We start from the raw sequence: 25,725 nt of genomic DNA on the forward strand, positions 1-25,725 counted from the left end.
TACTGGCCGCCGACACCAAAATAGATAAGGCTTTATGTTTGTAAATTTTTCTAAGATGCATGGTTTGGGCAATGACTTCGTCGTCGTGGACAACGTGACCCAAAATGTCTTTTTGTCACGAGACCAGATCCGTAAACTGGCACACCGTAATTTTGGCATCGGTTTCGATCAGCTGCTTTTGGTTGAACCGCCCTATTCCCCGGACCTGGACTTCCACTACCGCATATTTAATGCCGACGGCACCGAAGTAGAACAATGCGGCAATGGCGCGCGCTGCTTTGCCCGCTTTGTCCGCATGAAAGGCCTGACCAATAAGCATAAAGTGAGTGTCTCCACCAAAGGTGGCAACATTACCCTGTTCACCGAAAAGGATGGACAAGTCACTGTCAACATGGGCAAACCAGAATTTGCGCCTGCACAGGTCCCGTTTAAGGCAAAGCAACAAGAGCAAACCTATATTTTACGTGCCGAAGAACACACCGTTTTTTGTGGCGTAGTTTCCATGGGTAACCCCCATTGTGTGATAGAAGTCGAAGACATTGAGCAAGCAGACGTCGACACATTGGGACCCTTACTGGAACAACACGAACGGTTTCCAAAACGTGCTAATATTGGCTTTATGCAAATCATTAATCGTGAACACATCAAGTTACGTGTCTGGGAACGAGGTGCTGCGGAAACCCTCGCATGCGGCAGTGGGGCTTGCGCCGCTGCGGTGATCGGCATTGCGCAGGATAAACTAGCCAGTACAGTGCGAGTCGACTTACCCGGTGGGAGTATTCAGGTACGCTGGAATGGGCCAGGGCAAAGCGTCAAAATGACGGGTCCTGCAGAGCACGTCTTCGACGGACAAATTGCATTATGAGCCGCTCCTCAAATTCACTGACACCCGAACAGGTGCGAGCGTTTCTCCACCAGCACCCCGATTTTTTGCTGACGCACCCTTACCTGTTACTGGAGCTGAACCTGTATAACGAGACGCAAGGTGCGCCTAACCTGGCATTGTTACAACAACGCACATTACGTGAGCAAAACCAGCAACAACAAAAGCAAATTGCACAGATGGTCGCGCATGCACAAGAGAATGAACAGATTTATCGCTTGTTCAGCGAATGTCAGCGACGCCTCTGGCAATGCCAGGACGTCGGTGCGCTGAGTGAGCTCTTAAGCGATGAACTAACACAGTTGCCCAACGTCAGTCACTGCCAACTGATCAATCTCACTGACGACAGTGAGCAGGCCCGTGCGGTCAACGCCCTCAGACAAAACCGTCTGAAAGCGTGTAACCGTTACCTGGGTCGCCTGAGTGCTTCAGAACGTAGCAGCCTGATCACGGATACCCGTTGCCAGTCATTCGCCCTCTACACACTCGGGGAAAACGATAACCCACACACAGTATTGCTATTTGCGAGTCATTGCGCCGATCACTTTGCTCCCGGCAATGGCGATCTGTTCGTCAGTGAACTGGTGTCTTCTTTGCAACTCAGGTTGCAACACCTGGCATGAGTAAGCCGCACCTTGATGCTAACCCCAATACACTCGACCCGCGCTGGCTCGAGCCAATCGCTGACTTTGCCGCCTATTTGAAGTTTGAGCGCCAGTACTCAGCACACACACTCGGACAATATCAGCGTCAGTTATTGCAAGCCGCCGCGTTTTTTGCCCCACACTGTGATCACTGGCTGGAAGTCAGCAGCGAGCTGGTCAGGCGTTACTCAGTGCAACTGCGCACCCGACAATATAACCCACGCAGTATTAATCTAAAGCTCAGCTGTGTGCGCAGTTTGTACAAGTTTTTACAGCATAAGCAATCCATCAACCATGACACACATAATCCGGCGCAAGGGCTACGAGGGCCAAAATTTCAAAAGCCGCTCCCTAAGAGTCTGGATGTAGATCAAATGGCGCAGCTGCTGGATATTGAGGATGACGATGTACTCGCCGTGCGCGACAAAGCCATGATGGAACTAATGTATTCCAGCGGGCTGCGGATCAGTGAACTGGTCAACGCCAACCTGCATGATATCCGCGATGGCGAAATCCGGGTACTGGGTAAAGGTAACAAGGAACGGGTTGTACCGGTGGGCTCCAAAGCCCTGGACGCCATTGCACAGTGGTTAAAACACCGTCCGCAATTTGCCCATGCCGATGAACCTGCGTTGTTTGTCAGCAAACGTAAAACACGTATTTCGGTGCGCCATGTGCGCGCCAGAATGCAGCAATGGGGGATCCGCCAGGGGATAACGGGTACCATTCACCCGCACAAACTGCGTCACTCCTTTGCCACGCACTTACTCGAATCCAGTGGTGATCTGCGGGCCATACAGGAAATGTTAGGTCACACCAGTTTATCCGCCACCCAGGTCTACACCCATGTCGATTTTGGACACCTTGCCAAAGTGTACGACAACGCACATCCCAGAGCTCGTAAACAACGCAAAGACTGAGTGGGCTTTCAGGCATTCTTTAGGTACACTCAAGTGGACCAAAAACAAAGAGAGATGTTATGCGATTTAACCGTGCCATTGATAAGATTCAGGTGCTGAGCTTTGACCTGGATGATACGCTGTATAACAACCACCCAGTGATCGCAGCCGCGGTTCAAGCGATGAACGATTATGTCAACGCACTGGCTCCCTGGCATGCTCAAGGTCCACAGTTTTGGCTCGCATGTCGCCAACACGTCGCATTACAACAACCAGAGCTTACCCATGATGTCACTCGTTGGCGTCAAGTTGCACTGCGCTATGGTTTACAACAAGCTGGATTCAGCGCCTCAGAAATAGACACGCATGCCGAGGCAGCCTACCAGGCTTTTGCTACAGCTCGCAGTCAAATCGTGGTCGATGCGTCGGTACTGGCGCTGTTAGCAAGCCTGAGAAAGCGCTTTCGGCTCATCGCCATCACCAATGGTAATGTGGAAATAGAGCGCTTCAATCTGGCCGGCCAGTTCGAATACGTGCTCATGGCAGGCCGAGATGGTCGCGCCAAACCCCATGCCGATCTGTTTGACGCCGCGTGTCAGCATTGCGCAGTAGCGCCGCACCAGTTACTGCACATTGGGGATAGCCTGGATACAGACGTACAGGGTGCAAACCTGGCTGGATGTCGCAGCGTATGGCTGAATAACCAGGATACTTCCTACCATTATCAGGGCCTTGCTGATCTTGAGATCTCAGACATACACGCCCTGTCAGTGCTGGCTGACTAAACTCACAAGCACGTTTGCTGCAACGGGCTGGCGACCTCGTCGTCAGTTGCAAAATTTTAACAAATCACGTACTAATAAGACTTTCGTATAATAAAACAACAATCGGAAGTCTATTATGTCATCACTGGATACCCATCAGGATACCGGGTTTTTTGGCCACCCTCGGGGCCTCTCTACCCTCTTCTTCACCGAAATGTGGGAGCGCATGAGCTATTATGGTATGCGCGCCTTATTAGTACTGTTTATGACAGCGTCTTTACAAGAGGAAGGCCTTGAATTTACCGTCGCCGCAGCGGCTGCCATCTACGGTTTATACACAGGCGCTGTGTACTTTCTGGGTTTACCCGGTGGCTGGATAGCGGACCGTTTGCTAGGCGGACAACGTACCGTCTGGTATGGCGGGATCATCATTATGTGTGGTCATATTGTACTGGCCATTCCCGCCCATGAGACCTTTTTCATTGGGCTGATCCTGGTGGCCGCAGGCACTGGTCTGCTAAAGCCCAATATCAGCGCGATGGTTGGTCAGCTTTATCGTGATGAAGACGAACGACGCGATGGTGGCTATGCACTTTATTACATGGGTATCAATTTAGGCTCAGTGCTGGGGTATACCATCTGTGGCTATTTCATGGAAAACCTGGGCTGGCACTGGGCATTTGGTGCTGCCGCTGTGGGTATGGGCGTTGGTCTTATTCAGTATCGCAAGACCCTGGGTAATATTGCCCATGTCGGCGACCAACCCAGCAACCCGCTATCTGCAGATAAGGCACGCAAGGCCTGGTCGGTCATAGCAGCAGTGGTGGCTGCCGTCGCTGGCGTCGTGGCGCTGACCTATACAGGGTTGATCATCATTAACCCGGTTGTTGTTGCTCAATACGTGGCAGTGGCATTTACCCTTATCTTCTTCGCCTACTATGGATTCATCTACTTCGCCGGCGAACTGGCGCACGATGAGAAACGCAAAATGTGGGCACTCTTTTTGGTCTGTGTGGCCTCAGCCTGCTTCTGGTCAGGGTTTGAGCAGGCCGGATCTTCACTGAATCTGTTTGCGCGCGATTACACTGACCGACTTATTGGTGACTTCAGTATTCCCACAGCCTGGTTCCAGTCGACCAACTCCTTTTTTATCATTATCTTGTCTCCTTTCTTTGCAGCCCTGTGGATCAACCTGGCAAAGCGCATGATCTCCCCATCATACACAGTAAAATGTGCCATTGGTCTGGTGATTATGGCCAGCGGCTTTATTGTCATGTTCTTTGCTGCGCAATATGCTGCTCAAGGTCTTAAGGTCGCCCCCATGTGGCTGGTAACCACTTACTTCCTGCATACGGTTGGTGAGTTATGCCTGAGCCCCGTAGCACTGAGTGCCGTCAGCAAGCTGTCACCAAAACGCTTTGCCGGACAGATGATGGGCGTGTTTGTGTTAACTTATTCTATCGGAAACATCATCTCTGGCCTGCTGGCCGGTAACTTTGACCCCAACAATGTTGAGCAGATGCCTAATCTGTATCTACAGATCAGCCTGTTCTGTATTGGTGTGGGGATCCTGGTTGGCCTGTTTGGCTTGCGAGCCAAAATCTGGGAAGGCCAGACTCAGCAACAAGCCGCTTAGTGGATCCGGGCCGGCCTCAGCCGGCCCGGATTTAAGCTCCTGTCACAGAGACACTGAAAAACCAAACATCGCATCTGGACACTGTCTGGAAATTGGGTAAGCTGACAAGGTTGTTGTCACACGCCACGGCAATTGGTGAAATCACTGCGCATGCATCCGACCTTGCCGATGTGAAGCGCCTATTTAGTAAAATAAAATGCGCGTGACACGATGCCCCGTTTGCGAGTGTAATTATTTTCACTCCCTGTATAAAACAGTCAGACAATCAACGGAGTTGCTATGCAAACCATCGCCATTACCGGTGCAACCGGACTACTGGGACGCGCACTTGTCAAAATACTGGAGACGCAACACACAATCATAGGGTGTGGCTTCCGTCGTGCCGCCCCGCCACTGGTGTCTCTTGATTTATCCGACCAGCAAGCTATCAACGCTTTTCTCGATCAGTATGCACCGGACGTGCTAATCCACGCTGCGGCAGAGCGAAAACCTGATGTCTGTGAAACCGACCATGCTCAGACACTCGCGCTGAATGTAGCAGCCAGTGAACACCTGGCTACACAATGTAGCCAAAGAGGCATCCGCTTATTTTTTATCAGCACCGATTACGTTTTTGATGGCACTCAACCGCCTTACACTGAACAGGCGCACACCAACCCGCTAAACTTTTATGGCCAAAGTAAGCAACAAGCTGAACAAGCCGTGCTATCGAGCGACCCTACACATTGTGTGGTCCGAGTGCCGGTGCTGTATGGGGATGTTGAATACCTGGCAGAGTCAGCTGTCACTGTGATTGCTGAGCAACTCAAGTTGAATGCAACAAGTGCCCATGACGACTGGGCAATCCGCTATCCCACCCATGTTGAAGACATTGCTCTGACACTGGCAGACCTGGTAGCGCTACCAGCAAAAAAACTAGGCGGTATCTACCACATGTCAGATAATCAGGCGATGACCAAGTATCAAATGGCACGGATCATGGCACCGCTGGTGGGCATAGATGGAGAACAACTCATCGCTTTGCCAGAACCAACCCAAAGCGCAGCCCGGCCACACAACTGTGCGCTTCAGGACACTCGCCTGCATCTATTGGGTATCACCCATCAGCGGGACTTTGGCTCCGCGATAGCAGCTATACTGAATCAGCACGGATAGGAGCGACACACAATGCAGGTGAAATCGATACTCTTAGGGCTGTCTTTGCTACTCAATGGGTATTTGGGCTGGCAGCTCTATCGCCCTTCACCTGCTATGTCAGATCATTCTTCCACCATGCCAACCGTCCCAGCTGTCATTACAAGCCAGTCCAATGAGCGCCAGACGCCATTACTAATTACCCAGGCACAGCAAGCATTTCAACAGGCTCACTATGAGCAGGCTCTGGCCAGCCTGCTGCAAGCGCGAGGGACACACCCTGACGCCGCGAGCCAGGCCATCAAGCAGTGGTGGCATTGGATCAACGCACAGCTGGACCAGGCTTCACATGCTCAGCTGTTTGCACAACTCGCCCTGGTTCAGGGTTTCCTCAGAGCTGAGCCACAAGCATTGGCAGCACAGCGCCTTGAAATTCTCTTGTATCAGGCGCTAGCGCAGCCCGATGAAGCACTCAACCGGCTCCTCATTGCGTATCGACGCAACCCCCATTACGCAGACTGGCAATCTCTGGTCGACACCCTGTTAATCTCGCGCCTGATCGAGCTGAGCCAACAACAACAATGGCATGAGCTGTTGACTCTGGCCGCGCCCTGGTACGATGAAAAGCCGCACCTGCTGCCATTGCTGACGCATCAGGTCAAAGCGCACCTGGCCTTATCTCAGCCAGACGAAGCCCTGTTTTTAATTGCACAAGCAGACGACACCTTACGCCATCATCAGGAAACAGAAGCATTGCAACAGCAAGCACAGGCGTTGCAACAAGGGGTTACACACGTACCACTGCGTCGTCTCGGTAGCCATTTTGTGCTTGAAGCCCAGCTGGCAGGCACCACCATCGAATTGATGATCGACACAGGTGCCAGCGTCACCTCGCTGACCCAGCAACAATTTTCAATTCTAAATCAGGCTGTTGATTACCTAGATACCCGAACTGTATCAACCGCCAATGGGCTGGCTAATGTGGAATTTTACCAAAGTGAGCAAATGCAGATTGGCGATCAGGTTCGCGGGCCCATACAGTTTGCCGTCATGAATGAAATGCGCGCCGGACCGGGTTTGCTAGGCATGAATTTTTTGCGTTACTTTGATTTTGACATCGATCAGCGTAATGCCGTACTGATTTTGCGCCCCCGCAGTCAGAATTGATATACTGCGCTTTTGCTTCCCGGTTTTCCTTTGTATGCAGCCAATGCGCCTAGCCAAATATCTGAGCCACTGTGGTGTCTGTTCCCGCCGTCAGGCGTCACGATTAATCGAAGCCGCCGAAGTCACGGTTAATGGTCGCCCGGCCAACCACATAGATCATGTCACAGAGACTGATCATATTCTCGTCAGCGGTCTGTTGGTTAAGGGGCCAGCCCCCAAACAACTCTACATGTATCACAAACCAGTTGGCATCGACTGTAAATTGCGCCCGGACGACCCAAGTAGCCTGAGCCATCATTTGCCACCTGGTGAACGTGTTTACCCCATTGGCCGATTAGACAAAGACAGCCGTGGATTGTTACTACTAACCAATGACGGTGAGCTTTGTAACCGCCTGATCCACCCCAAACATCATCAGGAAAAAGAATACCGAGTGGTGGTGGACCGCCCCTTTGATGAACAGTTTTGTGCCCGAATGAGTGCAGGTGTGCCGGTTGATGGCACGACAACCCAGGTCTGTCGGGTTGAGCCAATCACAGCAGATACCTTTACCATTGTCCTCAAGCAGGGATTAAATCGTCAGATCCGCAAAATGGCGCGCTACTGCGGTTATCGGGTGGTGGATTTATACCGAGTGCGAATAGCAAACCTAAAACTCGATGCACAAGTTTTGCCGGCGGGTCACTATCAACCCATAGCGTTGACACAGCTTAAGCTCGAAGAGCAAGAAAAATAGTACCGCCCAACCGGCTTTCTGGGCGGTAAAAGTAGCATCGATAAACAGTATAGCGCGTGGCCGAGCGTGACACACTGCGGCATATTGTCGCACCATTATTTGTGCTCGTTATGCTGAATATTTTTCAAGGGTCTGGCATTTCTCTGCGGCTCCGGTTAGTTTCAGTGTTCCGATATTCATCAAAGCCCAAAAATATGGAATGGATTGCCTTTACCTGCCTGGCCGCTTTCAGCCAGGCCTGGCGTAATGCGCTGCAAAGCCGCCTGAGTCAGCACGCCAGCGTCGCCAGTGTCACACTGGCCCGTTTTCTGCTGGCCACCCCTCTGGCTGCTTTATACTTGCTGTGCCTGTATCACTGGCAAACAGCACCGGCACTCACCCTAAACCCGACATTGGTAGGCTATATTGCGGGCGCGAGTATTATGCAAATCATTGCAACCGGACTCATGGTGATATTGTTCAAACGCAATAATTATGCGGTCGGTGTGGGACTGGCAAAAAGTGAGGCTCTATTGGCGGCTATCCTGGGGATGGTCTTTTTCGGATCTCATCTGAGCGCGCTGGGCTGGATAGGTGTCTTGCTGGGGGGTATTGCGGTGCTGTTACTCAGCGGTGTTACACTGCGCCACTTTCAATTGACGACAGCCCTGTTAGGACTTGCCTGTGGCGGTGCCTTTGCCCTCACCTCTTTGTGGGTCCGAGAAGCCAGTATCGCCACCCAGTTGCCTTTCCCGCATAGCGCGGCCTGGGTGCTGTTACTGGTGCTATCCTGTCAAACCTTAATACTGGCCTGCTACCTGAGCTATGCGGAGGCAGACTCCTGGCGTCAGCTTTGGCAACACCGCCGACTCACCTGTGCCATCAGTACTACCAGCTGTATCGGCTCTGTTGGCTGGTTTAGTGCCATGAGCCTGCAGCACGTTGCCTATGTTAAAACATTGGGTCAGATCGAAGTATTCTTTTCGCTTGCCATCGCAGTGTGGTGGCTAAAAGCCCCGGTTGCCCGGCGTGATACCTTGGGGTTACTACTCATCGCACTGGCTGCAATCCTGGTAATGATGAGTTAGGTGACTGGTCTGACATAAATTTTCAGGGAAAAAACGCCGGCACTTTCTATACTGAAGATATTGCAACAATGACAACAGAGTGCCTTACGTGCCGATTGCGCAACATTTTTATAGTCAGCCGGATGAAGTAGAGCTGGTCAAAGTGAAGCTGTTTAAGCAAGTCGCATACTATTGTTTATGCTTACATTTGCTGTTTATCTTTGCTTTTTGGTACAGCCATGTCTATATCCTGTCCATCGCTAACATCGCCAGCGTTGCAGCCTGGGCAACGGGGATTTACCTGCTTAACCGGGGTCACAGCCACCTGGCACTGCGAGTTTTTTGTGTCGAAGTCACGGGACACTCGGTGCTGGTGTGTGCCACCTTAGGGATGGATTATGGCTTCCAATATTACCTGTGGACCATCGCCTGCATGTTGCTGCTGGATATGAAGCTAAAGTTACGACTGGCCATTGTTCTGTCTCTCAGCATGATTGTCTTGTTTGCCTTGCTGTTTGAGCTTTACAGCTCCGTAAATACCCCTTTTTTATTTCAGGAGTATGCCCGCTCTATTCACTTTATCAATGTATTCGTGTGCGGCTTACCTATGATCTATGTCATTGGCCATGTTCGCGAAAGTACCTTTATTCAGCGTCGCCAACTAGCTAAGTTGGCAGCCCGAGACCCACTCACAAATTTGTTTAATCGTCGCTATGCCAAAGAACTGATCCTCAGAGCGCACAGCAGCTGTGCACACAACGGACAAAGCCTTTGTGTGGTCATGGCCGATCTCGACCATTTTAAACAGATTAACGACCAACTGGGTCATGATATGGGGGATGAAGTACTGCAAACCGTCTCTGATATCTTGCGTGAGCATGTCACCGATCAGGATATCGCCGTCAGGTGGGGCGGTGAAGAGTTTTTACTCGTGTTGGTTGATTGTACCCAGGAAGAAGCACTCATACGTATTGAAACATTGCGACAAACCCTTGAGAAGCAGCGCTTTAATGGCGAAGAACTCACTGCAACCATGAGTTTTGGCGTGGCTTTGTGGCATACCGCTTTGCCTTTTTCCGTCACTTTGCAGCTGGCCGATGATGCACTCTACACCAGTAAAGCACAGGGCCGCAATCGAGTGACTGCGGCCCACACCAACTAGTTGATCGGTGTAAATGTGATACGGTGATTAATGGCCCCGGGTAATAAAGGGACTGCTTCGCCCTGCGCATAGGCGCTGAAGCCAGCACGGTAAAAGGGTGACAGCGGATGACCACTTTGCCCACCAGCGACACTCATTATCGCTTTATCCAGATGACCAGGTTGAGCGATAAAACGTTGAGATGCGCCAAATGCCGGCTTTTGTACCGCTGGCATATAACTGTCGCCAAACCCTGCCACCACCGGCATATCCAGCAAGCCACTGAGCAGCGGAATTTGCCTGCTAAACGGATGCTTCACTTCAAGCTGGTTGACCCGCCCCCATTGCCACGCGGCCATATCCCGACCTTCAGTCTCACGTAGCTGCGTTTTAGCCAACTCATAAGCGGCCAGCAACAGGGCATCCCAATCACTGTACTGCTGTTGCCAGTGCGCGGGTTGCTCGTGGATCAATTGCCATGCTGCAGGCTCGAGATAGCGCTTCAGGGGCGACAGACTGCCATCCACTTGTTGCAGAGTGTGCTCTACCGGTGCAAACAGCAGATCAAGGGTATGATCTCGAAAGCGCCTGACCAGGGTATAACCAACCGATTCAGGACAGGCACAGCCTTGCCAGTCAGACAAATAACCGCTATCTCGCGCATAACTGTCGCCCTGATTGGCAAGCAGCGTACTCAGCAACTCATGCCAGGGAGCCAAAAAGCGCGCTTCATTATCGAGCTGCATACGCATAAAATCCGCTTCATCAAACTGACTTTGCGTCATCAGGCGATCACGGATCTGCACAGCCCGCGCGCCCAGTGCATAGCCGCCATCACCGAAACGCTGATGCTGCGGTGCCGATACCACCCGTGAGTTGGCGGTCCAAATCTTGCCATGAGCTGGGTTTTTAACAATCGGTCGATGCGTTTCATTACGTTGCCAGTTGTCGCTGTATGCCTGACTAGGAACGGCTGTGTCGCTCGGTATAGCACGCCCTGGCACAGCCCCCGTAGGATACCAGGCCGCATTCCCTTGGGCGTCCACAACCACCATATTCTGGACCGGAATAGCTATCTGCGCAGCGCGTTCCAGTGCCTCATCTACCGTCCCTGCGGACTCCAGTCCCAGCAACCCTAAATTAACCGCATAATCCTGATGTGCCACCCAACTCAATGCATACGCTTCTTCGCGGATCTGCTTAACCGGCCCGTACTCGCTTAATGTCAGGGTAAACGCCTCACTCCTGCCATCCGGTAAGTTAAGCTGCTCTGTGACTTGCCAGGTCTTGTCGGCCTTTGGGTCCAGCTTGATCCAGTCAGCCGTATCCAGATAACCATTGGTAAATCCCCAGGCTACCTGGCTGTTACTGCCCACAACCACGGCTGGCGCGCCTGGCAAAGTGACCCCGGACACCTGGATCACCTCGCCTTCGGCGGTGTCATAATTAAGCTGAGCGCGATACCAGATAGCAGGTGTGTTTAAGCCCAGGTGCATATCATCAGAAAGCATTGCTGACCCTGTTTTAGTATGCTGTCCTGTTACAGCCCAGTTATTACTTCCAAAAATTGAATGCTCTTTGATATGCGTTACACTATTATATTTAGCAATGTCGTCTAAATAAGGCACCTTAACATCACTTTTGATGACTTCACTATTATCGAGTGCCGCCTGATAATTACTTGGCTGGATAATAAAATGCTTCATTTCTTCCCCAAGTAAGGATTCAACTAGAATGAGTGATTCATCTCTTTTTAGTGTGCTTTCTTGTAAATCCAGGTACATACTAAAAATAACTAACAAGCTGTCTTCTGGTTGCCAGGGCCGGACCTCTGCACCGAGCAGGAGGTACTCAAAGCCCTGCACGCCACTTTGCGCTTGCCCTTCATTAACACCCTGAGAGTAGCTCGCCAGCAAATGCTGCTCTGACACTGGCAGCTGTTGTAATATACGCTGGCTCAGGGCACGAAAGCGATGAAACCGCAACCGCTTGTCCAGTCCAAGGGCTGCTTCACCAAATAATTCACTCAATTCACCGGCCGCATTACGGCGCAACAAGTCCATCTGGAAGAAACGATCCTGACCATGCGCAAAGCCGAGCGCGAAGGCAGCGTCCTGCCGGTTCTGCGCGGTGATCACGGCCTGACCAATCGCATCCCGCTCCAGTGTCACTTCTGCACTCAACGCCGTCGACTGACCCTGCCCATCGAGCGCGGGCAAACTCAGTGATAAAATGCCATATACCACTGCACTGGCAGCCAGTGCGAGTAACACCAGCACCGCAATCCCGCGTTTCAGCCAAATCAGCATATTTTTCCCTCACTTGATTGATTAATGACCTTAGCCAGCTTAGCGTTAATTAAGCTCGATTGCATTACATGTCAGTGACATCTAACCCCGCGAAGTCTAATCAATAACAAAGACGGCCAGATAGGTATCAAAGGTTAGCAAGCGGAAGGTTTTTCCATCATAAATTCGTCCGAGTCTTGGCGAGTTTTCACACAGACAACTATAGTTAAATGATTCAAGGATACTTTTTCACGTTCACATGCAGACCATACACGTGCTGTCGTCAAGGAAAGCTTTTTTAACCCGTTTTATGGTGGGGGGATTACTATTGGTGATCCTGGCAGCTGGCTGGTACATAGATGGGGTGAACGAACGTCGCCTGATCGAAGTCGAAAAAAACCGCACATTTGAAGAACTCAATGTCTATCGGACTCAACTAGAAGGAACACTGGCCGCCAATATTCAACTGGTACGGGGTTTGGCCATTGCACTGGCACCTCAAGAACACCTCGATCAAAAGCAGTTTGAACGCTTTGCAGCGCCGCTCTTTGAGACCAGCAAAGTGCTCCGCAATGTTGGCGCCGCGCCAGACATGGTGCTGCAAATGATATATCCGCTCGAAGAAAATAAAAAAGCGATAGGGCTCAACTACCTCACTCACCCACAACAGAAAAAAGACGCCATCAAAGCCAGAGACTCCCGCACCATTGTACTGACTGGCCCGCTTGAGCTGGTACAGGGCGGGGTGGCGCTGATCGCCCGCATCCCGGTCTATGTTGATAATGACACATTTTGGGGGCTATTGTCGGTTGTGATTGATATGCCCAAACTGTACGAACAAGTGTCGCTGAATAACCTCGAGAGTGATTACCTGATTGCCATTCAGGGCAGAAATGGCTTGGGTGACAGTGGTGAATATTTCTATGGGTCACCCACGATACAAGAGCATAACCCCCTTGCTTTCACGATCCATGTCCCATCGGGTAGCTGGGTATTATACGCTGCTCCGCGTTACGGCTGGAAAGCCTCTTCCGCCGCCTTATGGCCATTTCGCCTGGCACTGTTGACCATAGTGCTGTTCTTTTTGTTCGCCTTTTCCTTTTACACACGCTTACTCTCCGAGCTAAAAAGCAAAACCAGTGCACTAACTAACATGGGCTCTCTGGCCCAGGTTGGTGCCTGGTCTGTTGATCTGGCAAGTCATCAAATCACTTTGTCGGAAGTCACACGTCAGATTTTTGCCATCTCACCCTATTATCAGCCAACCTGGATGAGCAGCACTGAGTTCTTTAAAGAGGGTCCCCATCGCAAGAAGTTTCAGGATTACATGAACCAGGCAATCAAACATGGCAGGCCCTTTGAGGATGAATTCATTGTTCAGCCACAAAAAGGCCTGGAATGCTGGGTGCTCATTAAAGCGCAGGCAAAACAAGAAAATGGCTGGACGTTACAAGTATTTGGCTCGGTGCAAAACATCAATGACCGTAAACTGATGGCGATAGAACATGAAAAAGTGGCCAGGAACAATGAATTACTGGCACAACTCAGTACGCATGAAGCCATCCTTAACAATCACACAGAACGCGCACAGGAGCTGTGCACCGATGCGGTTTGCCAGGCTGCCCGCGCATCACGTGCCAGTATCTGGCTGCTTAGCGAAGATCATGCTCAGCTCTACCCCACGTGCTTCAGCAATACTCGACGAGACAGCCTGCAACATTTCCCGCCCTGGCGCAAAGCGACACTACCCGGCTTGTTTTCGGCGGTACTCAGCAAGCAGCTCATAGAAGCAAGCACCGCCACTAAACACCCAATAACCCGGCCTCTGGCTGATCAATACCTTGAGCCGTTTGAAGTCGAAGCGATGCTGATCATCCCTATCCTTCATCGCGGTGCTGTTTGTGGCATTTTGTGCACTGAATACGGCGATCCTTACCCCGACTGGACTGACAGTGATCGGCGCTTTATTCAGGCCATCGCTGCAATGTTAGCCAGCCTGTTTAGTGGCCAGCAACAACAGCAGGCTAAGCGCAAAGCGATCATAGAAAAAGAGCTGGCAGAGCAATCCGCTAAAATCAAAGCGGACTTTCTGGCCAGTATGAGTCATGAAATTCGCACGCCCATGAATGGCATCATTGGCATGCTCGAGATCCTGGGCAATTCGCAGCTGACCGACACACAGCAACGTAACCTGGCGCTGGCGCAAAGCTCAGCAGAATCTCTGCTCACCATTATTAACGACATACTGGATTTCTCAAAAATTGAGGCTGGCAAGCTCAATATTGAACAAATCGAATGTGACCTGATCCAAATAATTAGTGACTGTTTTGCTGCCTTTGCACCTCGTGCAAACGACCAGCAGACCGAGTTGTTCATTGATAGCCGAAACATGCAGTATCAATATGCCAAAACAGATCCCCACCGGCTCAAGCAGATCCTCAATAACCTGATCAGCAATGCCGTTAAGTTTACCGAAGGAGGGAAAGTTACTCTCACCTGTTATACGGAACGAACCAGTGAGCAGTCTCGCCTGTGGTGCAGTGTTGAAGACACAGGGATCGGGATAAGCAAGCAACAATTAAGCAAAATTTTTGACTCATTCACTCAGGCCGACCCCTCCACCACCCGCAAGTTTGGTGGCACCGGGCTAGGCCTCACCATTGCCAGACAATTGTGCGAACTAATGGGTGGGGCACTGAATGCCTATAGTAAGCCAAATATAGGCAGCACGTTCACATTTTATGTTGCGCTCGAAGAGCCACAGCCTATTCGGGCACTCGATACCAACAATGACAGCCTGTATGTGATAGATTCGCACTCTCCGTCCGATCTCGCTGCACGACACATGCTGGATGCCTGGCATATACCCACAGAGCATTTTGAAAGCGTTGCACAGATGCTTGCAGCATGCGATGCAGATACCTCACACAAACCTGCTTTGATCATTGCCACAGAGGTACTAAGTACGACGCCTGAATCGGATCTCAAAAATCTGCTGAAACACATCAAAGCCAAACAACTCAGCTATGCCCTGTTGTGCCATACCATGCAAGAAACCCAGGCCTGGCCGCAGTTCTCAGCGAACAACTTATTACTCTGTCCTCTCACTCCTGCCAACGCACTATCCTTAGTTAAACGCAAAGAACCGCTGGCAGCGAATACCACAGAGGACGTCTGCCTGGATGTGGATATCCTACTGGTAGAAGACAACAAGATAAATCAAACTGTGGCAACCACACTGCTTGAGAAGCTGGGGGCACATGTCACCTGCGCACATAATGGCCTTGCTGCCATTAAACACCTTAAAGTCCGCGAAGAGGCCTATGCGATTATTTTGATGGATTGCCAGATGCCCGAAATGGATGGCTACACAGCGACCAAAGAGATCCGTGCCGGCGTGGCAGGAGAACAACACCAGCAAACGCCTATCATTGCCCTCACAGCCAATGCGATGGAAGGCGATGAAGAAAAATGTCTGGCTGCCGGTATGGATGCCTATCTGAGCAAACCAATCAACTTTGCCGCACTGAGCAAAATGCTGCAGCGTTGGGTAGATGAAACCAAAGCGTGCCGAGTCACACATTGAAAATACCCGCTATTCACCTGAGGCCACTATGCAAGGTCGTGCAAATCGCATAGAGTAAAGTCATGAAAATCAACCTGATCTGCTGCAAAGTATCATAGCACTTCATATAGGGAATAGAGATGAACTTATCCAAGATTGAACAACGGATCATCGGCTGTCTGCTGGAAAAGCAAACCACCACCCCCGATCAGTACCCTTTATCACTTAACGCGCTGACTAATGCCTGTAACCAAAAATCTAATCGCGAGCCGGTCATGGCCTTGTCTGAGTCAGACGTTCTGGACACTCTGACACAACTCGAACAAAAACGTATTGTCGTTTGTGATGAGGGTTTATCCGGTCGAGTAAGTAAGTACAAACATCGCTTTTGTAATAGCGAATTTGGTAGTCTGAAACTCACAGAGCAACAACGCGCCATTGTCTGTCTGCTGCTATTACGCGGACCACAGACGCCTGGCGAACTACGTACCCGCAGCGGCCGATTAGCCGAATTTAGCACGGTTGTTGAAGTTGAGACCGCACTGAATGAGCTCATACAGCAAGAACTCGCCACTCGCCTGGCCAGAGAGCCTGGCAAACGCGAGGCACGCTACCAACACTTATTCGGCGATACAGAAGACCTGGAACAGGCTGAGAGCAGCGCGACTGAACCCGCTGTAAACCTGGATGAGCTGTTACAGGAAATCGATCAGCTTAAGCAGGAACTTCAGACTATCAAGCAACATCTTGGTCTGTAACCACGCAATCAGGGTAAGAAACAGATCTAATTGGTAACAATTTCAAGTAAACTTAGGGCAATCAATCATATTTAGGCCAGCCAGATAACATAACGTTGGCCAGAGGGAAATCCCATGCGTGAAGCTATCATTGCTGAAATGAAAGTTCAGCCAACCATTGATGTCGCGGCGGAAGTCGCCCGACGTGTTCAGTTTATCAAACAAACGCTGATCTCAGCCCATTGTCACAGCCTGGTACTGGGGATCAGTGGTGGTGTTGACTCTTCTACCTGTGGCCGTTTGTGCCAACTGGCCATTGATGAACTGAATGCCGAGCAAGGCCGACAGGGTTATCAGTTTATTGCCATGCGCTTACCATATGGTACCCAGGCTGACGAAGATGAAGCCCAACAGGCCCTGTCTTTCATTCAACCCACAAAGCGCTTAACGGTCAATATTAAAGCTGCAGCTGACGCCATGCATGAGCAAGCGATTCAAGCAATGCAAGCCACTGAAACCGAGCTGCCGAGCGCAGCCCTGGTCGACTTTGTGAAAGGCAATGTGAAAGCCAGACAACGCATGGTTGCCCAGTATGAAATCGCCGGCCTGACACGCGGCCTGGTAGTCGGTACTGACCATAGTGCTGAGAATATCACCGGTTTCTATACTAAGTTTGGAGATGGTGCCTGTGATTTAGCGCCACTGTTTGGCCTGTCTAAACGCCAGGTAAGGGCATTGGCTGATCATCTGGGTGCACCTCAGTCATTGGTCCATAAAACCCCCACTGCAGATTTGGAGTGCGACCGCCCGGGCCTCGCGGACGAAGAAGCCCTGGGTCTGAGCTATGATGACATTGATGACTTCCTGGAAGGCAAGCCCATTAGCCTGGATGTCGAGCAACTGCTGATTGATATTTATCAAAAGACCCAGCACAAGCGTCAGCCCATCCCCACTATTTACGACGATGAGTAATACCCCGACATAGTCTCAGTGATCTGGCCTGCGATACACCACGTACAAGGCCAGACGCACTACGGGTACAGTCGCGGGGTCACCCGCCACCCGTTAACTCTGCAAAAAAGGACACATGCCAATGACAGCGCCCATTTTAATCACCGGAGCCGCACAGCGTATTGGTCTGGCAATGGTTCAGCACTTTATCGCTGAAGACATTCCAGTGATCATGACCTATCGCACACAACGCCCGATCATAGATACCCTGACAGAACAAGGCGTGATCTGTATCCAAGTGGATTTCAATCAGACAGACGCAATCGCGTCGCTGATTGCCCAAGTTAAGCAACATACCGACACATTGCGCGCGGTGATACATAATGCCTCAAGCTGGGATTGTGAAGCACTGAACCTGGATCACAATGCCTTATTCGATGCCATGATGCATATTCATGCCAAAGTGCCGTATCTGCTCAATATGGGTCTGGCACCTTTGTTGCAAAACTACCCAGGTACGGCCGACATTATTCATATCACCGATTATGTGGTTGAAAAAGGCAGCCCGAAACATATCGCCTATGCCGCGAGCAAAGCTGCGCTGGATAACCTCAGCCGCTCTTTTGCCGCCAAGTATGCGCCGCATATCAAAGTGAATTCCGTCGCCCCGTCTCTGATCATTTTTAATGACGATGACAGCGACGAGTACAAAGAGAAAACCCTGAAAAAATCCATTATGGGTATTGAACCTGGCTGTCGCGAAGTGATCGACGCCGTAGAGTTGCTGCGTAAAAGTAATTACATCACCGGCCGCACTTTGGCCGTGGACGGAGGCCGCCACCTGAAATAGCAGGCCTGAGCGAATTAACTACAGTGAGTTTTATTATGCATGACGAATTAAAAAGCAGTTTCCAACAGATCATCACCGCCGTAGGCGAAGACAAAGACCGTGAAGGGCTGCTTGATACCCCCAAACGTGCTGCCAAGGCCATGGAATACCTGACTCAGGGCTACCGTCAGGAGCTCAGTGATGTGACCAACAACGCCGTATTCAGCTCTGATGCCGATGACATGGTCCTGATCCAGGATATCGAGCTTTATTCTATGTGTGAACATCACCTGTTGCCATTCGTTGGCCGCGCCCACATCGCTTACATTCCTAATGGCAAGGTGTTAGGCTTATCTAAGTTTGCACGCATCGTGGACATGTATGCGCGTCGCTTTCAGATCCAGGAGCAACTTACGCATCAAATCGCTAAAGCCGTGGAGGAAGTGACCGGTGCCCGTGGTGTTGGTGTGGTTATTGAGGCGAAACACATGTGTATGATGATGCGTGGCGTTGAAAAACAAAACTCGCAGATGCGTACCTCAGTGATGCTGGGTAACTTCCGTGAAGATGCCAAAACACGTAATGAATTCTTACAACTACTAAAACGCTAAGGACCGCTTATGCACACGGCGATCATCAATATTACCAACCTAAGGTTACGTACCTTCATCGGGTTCAATCAGGAAGAAAGAGAGAAAAAGCAAGATGTTGTGATCAACATCGAGATCCACTATCCGGCCGATGCGGAGTGTTTGTTTCACGATGAAGTTGGCCATGCACTGAACTACAAAACCATTACCAAAGCGGTGATCGCTAAAGTCGAGGAAGGCCACTTTCTGTTGTTGGAAAAACTGGTCGCAGACATTCTGACAGAGTGCCACCAACACCCTGATGTGAGCTATGCGAAAGTGAAGGTCGATAAGCCTCATGCGCTGCGCTTTGCGGATTCCGTGTCACTGACGCTCGAATGGCGTAAACCCGTCTGATCATACTCTGGCAGCCACTTACATAAAACCGGCTGCCAGCCCTATTACCACTGCGTAACGCAACCCCTTACCTGCCGCGACTAACAGTAGAAAGAGACTGAACCGGGTTCTAAAGACGCCCGCAACCAGAGTCAGAGGGTCTCCGACTACGGGCACCCAGGCAAACAACAAACTGTATACCCCATATTTTTCGAATTGATGTTGCGCTTTGCTCATTGCCGGTTTGGAAACAGGAAACCAGCGCTTGTCTTCTACCCGGCTGACAATGGTACCGAGGTAATAATTAATCACACTACCGAGCACATTGCCGGTGGTTGCGCTGAGCCATAGTAAAAACAGCTCTCCCTGCTGCTTTACCACCAATCCGGACAGCAACAACTCAGAAGAAGCTGGCAGCAGGGTGGCGGAGATCAGGGCCGAAAAAAACAAAGAGATATACAACATAGCAATTACACTCGGTGCTGGTCTGCCAGGATGCCATGACAGCCTGTCTCATCGCAGCAGTTCAGACACCACTGAAACTTGCGCTCACCTTAAAAATACGCATTAATGAGGGTATTGTACCGCAAGGACCATAATAATGATAAAACCTCTCACTATCGTCGCTCTCGTAACCGCGCTAGGCAGTCAACTGAGTGCCTGTAATGCCACCCCATTGCCAGACGCTCACCCCAAGGGATATGAAACTTATATCAATCCCGGCGACACTTTCAGGCACACTCAGCTAATCAATATAGACGGTGAGCCCGTCCAGTTAGCTCAGGGAAACAAGCTGATTATCCTGTTTGCCAGCTGGTGCTCGGACTCTCAGCGTACGCTGAACGAATTAAAAGCATCTGAACTATTAGCCGATCCGCAATTACAAATCATTGCCATAGGCCGCGAAGAAGATGTCGAGACCTTAAAGGCCTTCCGCACCTCTTTTGATATCGACTTTAACATAGTGGCCGACCCCGACAGAGCCATTTACAGTCAGTATGCCAATAAGGGGATCCCACGTTTGATTATGCTAAATAAACAAAATCAGGTTGTAAAAACACTGATTGGCGAACAGGCGGGTATTATTGAACAGGTACGTTGGTAATGAATACGGATGTAGTAAGCATACTGACGATGGCGAAGGTGATCCAAACGGCCGTTGCACCTGTTTTTTTAATTACAGGAATTGCAGCCACATTGGGTGTCTTGTCAAATCGGCTGGCACGGATCACCGACAGAGCCAGATTACTGGATCGAAAGTTAAACAACAGTCCGGACGAAGAGCTGAAAGGTCACCTCACCCGCGAGATGCGCGCATTACTCAAACGCTCACGCTATATTCACATTGCTTTTAGCATGAGTGTACTCTCTGCACTGCTGGTGTGCGCCGTCGTCATGGTGTTGTTTATTTCCCACCTTTATTCGTTGTCGCTGGGCGTGACCCTGTCGAGCTGCTTTATAGCCGCTATGCTATTACTGATCTGCGCCTTTTTAGCCTTACTCGCCGAAGTATTTCTGGCCACCCGAAGTATGCGCCGGGGTATGATCTTTAAAGATATCGGGGAATAACCCGGCACAGAGTACCCTCAGCCACTCCAGGCACGTGTCCGTAAACGCATAAGTCAGGCTATAAACAGCCTGACGCCATTCCTTTAAGCCCTGACCGTCTTTTATACCAAGTTCAAACAATATCTGTTCTATTTCAAGGAGCACCTATCACGCTAATGGCGTTAAAAGTTTCTCATTTAAAACCTTTACCTAAGGTATCAATTCGCAAATTTTTGCCTCGCCTATGTGGACTTAAGTGCCTCAACGATAGCAGTATTATCGACCCTATTGTCTCGCCTCAAGATAGAACACTTAATTAAGCAAATGGGTATTACTCACAACCGACAAAGCCAATATCAGGGTGCCCAAAACACCAATAGTATAAAAGTAACCCTATAAAAAAACCGCCTCGGGTTACCCCGAGACGGTTTCTTCAACTAATGATGTATTAGCTGCTTATTTACGCTTACGGCGACGTAGTGCTGCAAACGGAGCTGCAAGTAACGTCAACCAAGCCAGTGAACCTGAGTCGTCGTCATCATTGTCATCTCCACCTGTCAGGTCGTTCACACGAACTTCAACCATCACAGGTTCAGAAGATTTACCCATTTCATCTACAGCTACAACGTTGAACTTGATTACACGCTCGTACTCAAAGTCAATGTCGCCAGCCACAGTGATGATACCGTCTTCGTCAATAGACACCAGGTTAGTACCTGTCACTACGAACTGAGTCACGTCACCATCAATATCAGAGTATGCTAGTCGGCCAATCTCAGTACCGATTGCAGCATTCTCGTTCACTGAGAAACGTTGGTTCATTTCAACAACTGGCGTGCCTTCATACTCGTCTTCAAGGATGTAGAAAACAACCGCTACAGGCTCAGACATGTTACCCGCTTTATCGTGCGCAGTAACTTTAATCGTGATCATGTCGCTTGCATCGTAGTCGATAGGACCAACAACTGTGATGTAACCTTCCTCATCGATTGCAAATGAAGAGCTGCCTTCAACGCTGAAAGATACCAGGTCATCGTCCTGATCCATCACCATCAGCATGCCAACTTCAGTGCCTTCTTCTGCATTTTCCATCACTTCAAAGGTCTGGTCAGGAGCAATAACTGGCGTCTGCTCTTCAACCGTATCTGCTTCGTTGGTAATCATCACTGTGATGTAACCTTGCTCAGACACGTTACCTTGTACGTCAATCGCTACAACAACCAGCTCAACCTGATGTACGCCAGCATCGTAATCTAGCAGGTCACCGTTGGTTACAACAATGTCACCTTCTTTAGTTACTGTGATGCCTTCATTAGACTGGAAGCGGACATAGAATTCAGAAACATCAACTGTGCCTTCTTGCTCTACAAGCTCTACCTGACCTAACACCGTACCTGTTTCTGTGTGCTCAGGCGTCTCATGCATCATGCTTACAATCGCAGGAGGCGTCGCAGCATCTGGACCCGCCAGTACTTCTTCAGTTACCGCAGCCAGAATTTCAGTACCGCTTGCGTCTGCAATTGCAAATGGTGCTGCTGTATTCACATACGCTTTTTCACCCGGCGCTAGCGAGCTTACAGCGTTGCCGTCTGCATCTACTAACGTTGCAGCTGAAGTACCGAAGATTACGTTACCAGTCAGTGAGTCAGTTACTGAGCTGATACCAAGCTGGTAGTTATCCCAACCAACCTGCGCTTCGATGCTCATTTCGTTGCCCAGCTCATTAGAAGTCAGACCAATAAGGTCGGTACAACCAGCGAAGGTAACCGTGCTTGAGCCTGTCTCGTGGAACATTGGCGTCAAGAATTGCCATGATGGAGCACCATCTACAATTGGACCTGATACTGTACGACCACGACCAGGTACTGCAGCGCTACGACCTACATCGTTGTAAATCGATAGTGCATAGTCAAAAGTGCCGTCATTGTTGGTATCAAGATTCATCTGATAACCAGCTTGACGCAGATGTGTCACATCATCACGTAACTTCATTGATGCCGTGAAGAATAGACCTGTATCTGTACAAGCTTCAGAGGCAAACACATTGAACGTTGTACCCAAGATGTTGAAGGCTTTTTCTTCTTCGCTTGCTTCTTCACCAACAGCAACTAGCTGATCTGACAGTGGGTTAACTGTTCTGTAACCGTTGTTCATTGCAACCAGCATCGGCTCGCCATTAACCATTTCATGGTGTAGATCGAGGCCTACATGCGCTTTAGGCAACATGTGGTAAACCATGTGTAGATCGTGGTCACCTTCAGTTTCAACGTCGTTAAATACCAGCGCACCGTCCATTTCTGACAAGGTCAACGCAGCAGTACGAGGGCCAAGGTCATCAGCTGATAGCGGGTTAGTCATGCCCCACTCAGGTAGCTGAGCAGGATCAACTGTCACAGATACGTCAAACGCAATCGTTTGACCCGCAGGAACAGTCACTTCCTCTGGGTATTCCCAGCTTAGCGCACCTGCATCTTCGTCATTGTCATAACGCGCTTCGATGCGAAGGTTATAAGTCTTATGCTTATCAGAGAAGTTCTTCAGCTCAACTGTTTTGGTGTAAGTTGTAACTTCTTCAAGCACGTCAAAGCCAAATGACAATGCGCCTTGATTTGTTTCATATTCAGAAATCCAGCTCCACGCAGCAACCGGCGAAGCCATCGCTTTTTCAACATCTACCAGACCGGCACCGATACGGCTGATTGGTGCTAATGGTGATTCAGGATCAACATGCAGAGAATCAACGTGAATATTCAGGTCTGCTGTGTTCATCAGCATCGCTTTGATTTCAAATGCATCCAGCTCAGGGCGACCTTCTTTCATCAGCGCAACTGCACCAGCTACAATCGGGCTCGCCATAGACGTACCTGAGTTTCTGATCAGTTGATCACCTGTGCCTGGGTAAGCAGCAAGGATATCTGAACCTGGTGCCGCAATTTCCGGCTTCAACAGGCCGTCCATTGAAGGACCACGTGAAGAGAAGCTAGATACACCACCAGTGGTTGCTTTCAACACACCGCTTACGCTGTAGGTTGCCGCGCCATCACGCAGTTGGTTCTTAAGGGCATCACCTGCCGCAAAGTTAATACCTACAGACGGAATAGTTACTTCTGGATCGCCACCACCCATAGGAGCTGGAGTGCCATCATCGTTGTTGTTCGCAATCAGTACAAGTACTGCACCTTTTTCCTGTGCGTTAAGTACTTTTTCTGTGAACGCACAAGCACCACGGTCGATCAGTACCGCTTTACCCGTGAAGTCCATCGCATCAAACGGATTCGCACCGCCTTCCAGGTCACAGCCATTTTGATTTTCGCTTGGATAAACCAGCTCAGCGTCATCTTGTGTGAAGCTGAATGCTTCTTGCGGACCAAAGCTTGCAGGCTGGATAACAGTTTCAGAGCCTGCCATAGAGCCTTCGCCGAACAAACGCTCATGTGTCGGGTGAGTCAAAGAAGCCACAGACATCGCGTTAGGAGTTGTACTTGGACCACCAACACGGAATGGAATGTCGTCATCGTTACCGGCCGCGATGATCATGTTAGTACCCAGCTCTACCGCACGCTGGATCAGGTATTGCGTACCGTCGCCTGTGTAGGTATTACCAAACTCACCACCCAGTGACATGTTCATCAGGTCAACACGGTCACTGATGTCGCCGTCACCATTTGGATCCATTGCCGCTTCAAGTGCACTGATCTGTGCAGCCCAGGTACAGCCGCCACCACATACAGAATACACATACAGTTCAACGTCAGGTGAAATGCCCGTTACATCGTGTGATACGTGCGTACCATGGTCGGTCAGTTCGGTCGCACCTTCACGGAATCTTGGATCATCTTCAATCGGGTCAGCGTCGTTACGAACGAAGTCATAACCACCTTTTACCTGGCCTTGTGGCCAAGCAACTGTTGTCGGATCAGCCGCTTCAGCTTCATACGCTTCAACGGTACCAGCCGCTTCATTGAACACTTTGTGCGTGTAATCGATACCAGTATCTAGTACAGCAACTTTAACGCCTTCACCAGTTACGCCCAGGTTTTGTTTTACTGAGTCAGCACCAATGTAGCCTGAGCTTTCTTCAACAAACAGTCGAGAATCTCTCAGTGGTAAAATGCGCTCAACGGCAGCATTGTTGCGTAGCTTATCTAGTGTGCTGTCTGATGCTTCAACAATCAGAGTAGAAGCAAGTACTTTAGTTGCGCCAAGTACCTTAGCACCTGAGTCAAGCTGTTGAATTTGCTGTCTTAGGTTAGACTGAGCAGCCTGTACGCTAGCAAATGTATGCTTTGCTGCTGCTTCGCTGTATACGCCTTTAGCAACCAGATCTACAGCCGTGTTTTGCTTCATAACGACTAGGTATGCGTTGGTGCGCGCTTCAGCGGTGTTGCCTTGTTCGAATGCAACCTGGCTGACTTTAAGTGATGTGCTTGGTTGAACCTGCACGGTTGCAGCCGTTGCAGATGCTGCCATCAATGCACCTGAGACAGCAGATGCTACCGCGGTGGCTTTAAATGAATACTTGGCCATAGTTTCCCCTAGGACTTGTTGTGTAAAAGATGTTTCTTTTAGTTTTAGAGAGTAGATTCGCCCATCAATATAGTGTGACTCGCCTGTTAATTACAATATTAAACAAACAAAGAAGTTACAAACTTTTCATTCAAATCACAACTTGCCACACAACTCACTGTTTATAAAGGACTTTAAAACTGTAAACGAACGTAAACCAACCCGCAATAATGTTGTCATATTGAGGCTGTTGTAAAGCAAGATGAACAAAATACACACAATTTGA

General features: G+C 50.0%; 21 protein-coding genes. 18 read left to right on the top strand and 3 right to left on the bottom strand.

All coding sequences use genetic code 11. From position 1 onward, the window contains the following. Positions 1-34: 34 nt before the first annotated feature. The 10 genes from dapF to MHN31_RS20220 all read left to right on the top strand — a co-directional run bounded on the left by dapF (position 35) and on the right by MHN31_RS20220 (position 10,071). Positions 35-865, top strand: coding sequence for a diaminopimelate epimerase (gene dapF, locus MHN31_RS20175; protein ID WP_125564148.1), 831 nt, complete (start codon positions 35-37; stop codon positions 863-865). Further along, positions 862-1,506 (top strand): DUF484 family protein, encoded by a 645-nt coding sequence (locus MHN31_RS20180; protein WP_239445160.1) that lies wholly within the window; start codon positions 862-864, stop codon positions 1,504-1,506. The genes dapF and MHN31_RS20180 overlap by 4 nt, the downstream gene beginning before the upstream one ends. Further along, entirely contained in the window at positions 1,503-2,447 is a 945-nt protein-coding gene (gene xerC, locus MHN31_RS20185; protein ID WP_194868317.1) for a tyrosine recombinase XerC, read from the top strand. The genes MHN31_RS20180 and xerC overlap by 4 nt, the downstream gene beginning before the upstream one ends. A 59-nt stretch (positions 2,448-2,506) precedes the next feature. Beyond that, a complete protein-coding gene (locus tag MHN31_RS20190) occupies positions 2,507-3,211 on the top strand; it encodes an HAD-IA family hydrolase (RefSeq protein WP_125564153.1) in 705 nt (234 codons plus the stop codon). A gap of 124 nt (positions 3,212-3,335) precedes the next feature. Further along, positions 3,336-4,826, top strand: coding sequence for a peptide MFS transporter (locus MHN31_RS20195; RefSeq protein ID WP_206074229.1), 1,491 nt, complete (start codon positions 3,336-3,338; stop codon positions 4,824-4,826). 279 nt (positions 4,827-5,105) lie between these two features. Further along, positions 5,106-5,981, top strand: a complete 876-nt coding sequence (locus tag MHN31_RS20200; protein WP_125564157.1) for an SDR family oxidoreductase — start codon at positions 5,106-5,108, stop codon at positions 5,979-5,981. A gap of 12 nt (positions 5,982-5,993) precedes the next feature. Next, complete coding sequence (locus MHN31_RS20205) at positions 5,994-7,127, top strand: retropepsin-like aspartic protease (protein WP_239445161.1); 1,134 nt, start codon at positions 5,994-5,996, stop codon at positions 7,125-7,127. 43 nt (positions 7,128-7,170) lie between these two features. Then, a complete protein-coding gene (locus tag MHN31_RS20210) occupies positions 7,171-7,863 on the top strand; it encodes a pseudouridine synthase (RefSeq protein ID WP_239445162.1) in 693 nt (230 codons plus the stop codon). Positions 7,864-8,057: 194 nt separating this feature from the next. Next, positions 8,058-8,930 (top strand): multidrug transporter, encoded by an 873-nt coding sequence (locus MHN31_RS20215; RefSeq protein WP_239445163.1) that lies wholly within the window; start codon positions 8,058-8,060, stop codon positions 8,928-8,930. Positions 8,931-9,018: 88 nt separating this feature from the next. Next, positions 9,019-10,071, top strand: a complete 1,053-nt coding sequence (locus tag MHN31_RS20220) for a GGDEF domain-containing protein (RefSeq protein WP_230090606.1) — start codon at positions 9,019-9,021, stop codon at positions 10,069-10,071. On the opposite strand, the gene MHN31_RS20225 is transcribed toward MHN31_RS20220, so the two are convergent. Then, positions 10,068-12,359: a penicillin acylase family protein gene (locus tag MHN31_RS20225; protein WP_239445164.1), complete on the bottom strand. Its 2,292-nt coding sequence runs from the start codon at positions 12,357-12,359 to the stop codon at positions 10,068-10,070. The genes MHN31_RS20220 and MHN31_RS20225 overlap by 4 nt on opposite strands. A gap of 310 nt (positions 12,360-12,669) precedes the next feature. Here MHN31_RS20225 and MHN31_RS20230 point away from each other — a divergent pair, with 310 nt between their 5' ends. From MHN31_RS20230 to folX, 6 genes are all read left to right on the top strand, one after another. Beyond that, the gene (locus tag MHN31_RS20230; RefSeq protein ID WP_239445165.1) at positions 12,670-15,924 is read left to right on the top strand and encodes an ATP-binding protein; all 3,255 of its coding nucleotides are present in this window, start codon (positions 12,670-12,672) and stop codon (positions 15,922-15,924) included. Positions 15,925-16,043: 119 nt separating this feature from the next. Then, positions 16,044-16,661: a YceH family protein gene (locus MHN31_RS20235; protein WP_125564169.1), complete on the top strand. Its 618-nt coding sequence runs from the start codon at positions 16,044-16,046 to the stop codon at positions 16,659-16,661. A 114-nt stretch (positions 16,662-16,775) separates the two neighbouring features. Then, on the top strand, positions 16,776-17,612 hold the full coding sequence (gene nadE, locus MHN31_RS20240; RefSeq protein ID WP_125564171.1) for an ammonia-dependent NAD(+) synthetase: 837 nt from the start codon (positions 16,776-16,778) through the stop codon (positions 17,610-17,612). 121 nt (positions 17,613-17,733) lie between these two features. After that, positions 17,734-18,441 carry a dihydromonapterin reductase gene (gene folM, locus MHN31_RS20245; RefSeq protein WP_125564173.1) on the top strand — a complete coding sequence of 236 codons (708 nt, stop codon included), beginning with the start codon at positions 17,734-17,736 and terminating at the stop codon, positions 18,439-18,441. Between the two features lie 35 nt (positions 18,442-18,476). Then, complete coding sequence (gene folE / locus MHN31_RS20250) at positions 18,477-19,031, top strand: GTP cyclohydrolase I FolE (RefSeq protein WP_058796844.1); 555 nt, start codon at positions 18,477-18,479, stop codon at positions 19,029-19,031. Positions 19,032-19,040: 9 nt separating this feature from the next. Then, positions 19,041-19,406 (top strand): dihydroneopterin triphosphate 2'-epimerase, encoded by a 366-nt coding sequence (folX, locus tag MHN31_RS20255; RefSeq protein ID WP_125564175.1) that lies wholly within the window; start codon positions 19,041-19,043, stop codon positions 19,404-19,406. A gap of 18 nt (positions 19,407-19,424) precedes the next feature. Here folX and MHN31_RS20260 read toward each other — a convergent pair whose 3' ends face one another. Further along, the gene (locus MHN31_RS20260) at positions 19,425-19,850 is read right to left on the bottom strand and encodes a YqaA family protein (RefSeq protein WP_125564177.1); all 426 of its coding nucleotides are present in this window, start codon (positions 19,848-19,850) and stop codon (positions 19,425-19,427) included. Between the two features lie 136 nt (positions 19,851-19,986). Between MHN31_RS20260 and MHN31_RS20265 the strand changes: the two genes are divergently transcribed. After that, positions 19,987-20,490 (top strand): TlpA disulfide reductase family protein, encoded by a 504-nt coding sequence (locus tag MHN31_RS20265; protein WP_239445166.1) that lies wholly within the window; start codon positions 19,987-19,989, stop codon positions 20,488-20,490. Further along, positions 20,490-20,954, top strand: coding sequence for a DUF2721 domain-containing protein (locus MHN31_RS20270; protein WP_125564180.1), 465 nt, complete (start codon positions 20,490-20,492; stop codon positions 20,952-20,954). The genes MHN31_RS20265 and MHN31_RS20270 overlap by 1 nt, the downstream gene beginning before the upstream one ends. 435 nt (positions 20,955-21,389) lie before the next feature. On the opposite strand, the gene MHN31_RS20275 is transcribed toward MHN31_RS20270, so the two are convergent. Then, positions 21,390-25,460, bottom strand: coding sequence for a S8 family serine peptidase (locus MHN31_RS20275; RefSeq protein WP_239445167.1), 4,071 nt, complete (start codon positions 25,458-25,460; stop codon positions 21,390-21,392). Positions 25,461-25,725: the final 265 nt, after the last annotated feature.

This window comes from Pseudoalteromonas sp. McH1-42 (assembly GCF_022347845.1).
Classification (GTDB): Bacteria; Pseudomonadota; Gammaproteobacteria; order Enterobacterales; family Alteromonadaceae; genus Pseudoalteromonas; species Pseudoalteromonas rubra_D.

Excerpts from the sequence above, each read along its gene's own strand:
- dapF (WP_125564148.1), top strand. The coding sequence starts at position 35 with ATGTTTGTAAATTTTTCTAAGATGCATGGTTTGGGCAATGACTTCGTC.
- MHN31_RS20180 (WP_239445160.1), top strand. The coding sequence starts at position 862 with ATGAGCCGCTCCTCAAATTCACTGACACCCGAACAGGTGCGAGCGTTT.
- xerC (WP_194868317.1), top strand. The coding sequence starts at position 1,503 with ATGAGTAAGCCGCACCTTGATGCTAACCCCAATACACTCGACCCGCGC.
- MHN31_RS20190 (WP_125564153.1), top strand. The coding sequence starts at position 2,507 with ATGCGATTTAACCGTGCCATTGATAAGATTCAGGTGCTGAGCTTTGAC.
- MHN31_RS20200 (WP_125564157.1), top strand. The coding sequence starts at position 5,106 with ATGCAAACCATCGCCATTACCGGTGCAACCGGACTACTGGGACGCGCA.
- MHN31_RS20205 (WP_239445161.1), top strand. The coding sequence starts at position 5,994 with ATGCAGGTGAAATCGATACTCTTAGGGCTGTCTTTGCTACTCAATGGG.
- MHN31_RS20210 (WP_239445162.1), top strand. The coding sequence starts at position 7,171 with ATGCGCCTAGCCAAATATCTGAGCCACTGTGGTGTCTGTTCCCGCCGT.
- MHN31_RS20215 (WP_239445163.1), top strand. The coding sequence starts at position 8,058 with ATGGAATGGATTGCCTTTACCTGCCTGGCCGCTTTCAGCCAGGCCTGG.
- MHN31_RS20225 (WP_239445164.1), bottom strand. The coding sequence starts at position 12,359 with ATGCTGATTTGGCTGAAACGCGGGATTGCGGTGCTGGTGTTACTCGCA.
- MHN31_RS20235 (WP_125564169.1), top strand. The coding sequence starts at position 16,044 with ATGAACTTATCCAAGATTGAACAACGGATCATCGGCTGTCTGCTGGAA.
- nadE (WP_125564171.1), top strand. The coding sequence starts at position 16,776 with ATGCGTGAAGCTATCATTGCTGAAATGAAAGTTCAGCCAACCATTGAT.
- folM (WP_125564173.1), top strand. The coding sequence starts at position 17,734 with ATGACAGCGCCCATTTTAATCACCGGAGCCGCACAGCGTATTGGTCTG.
- folE (WP_058796844.1), top strand. The coding sequence starts at position 18,477 with ATGCATGACGAATTAAAAAGCAGTTTCCAACAGATCATCACCGCCGTA.
- folX (WP_125564175.1), top strand. The coding sequence starts at position 19,041 with ATGCACACGGCGATCATCAATATTACCAACCTAAGGTTACGTACCTTC.
- MHN31_RS20260 (WP_125564177.1), bottom strand. The coding sequence starts at position 19,850 with ATGTTGTATATCTCTTTGTTTTTTTCGGCCCTGATCTCCGCCACCCTG.
- MHN31_RS20265 (WP_239445166.1), top strand. The coding sequence starts at position 19,987 with ATGATAAAACCTCTCACTATCGTCGCTCTCGTAACCGCGCTAGGCAGT.
- MHN31_RS20270 (WP_125564180.1), top strand. The coding sequence starts at position 20,490 with ATGAATACGGATGTAGTAAGCATACTGACGATGGCGAAGGTGATCCAA.
- MHN31_RS20275 (WP_239445167.1), bottom strand. The coding sequence starts at position 25,460 with ATGGCCAAGTATTCATTTAAAGCCACCGCGGTAGCATCTGCTGTCTCA.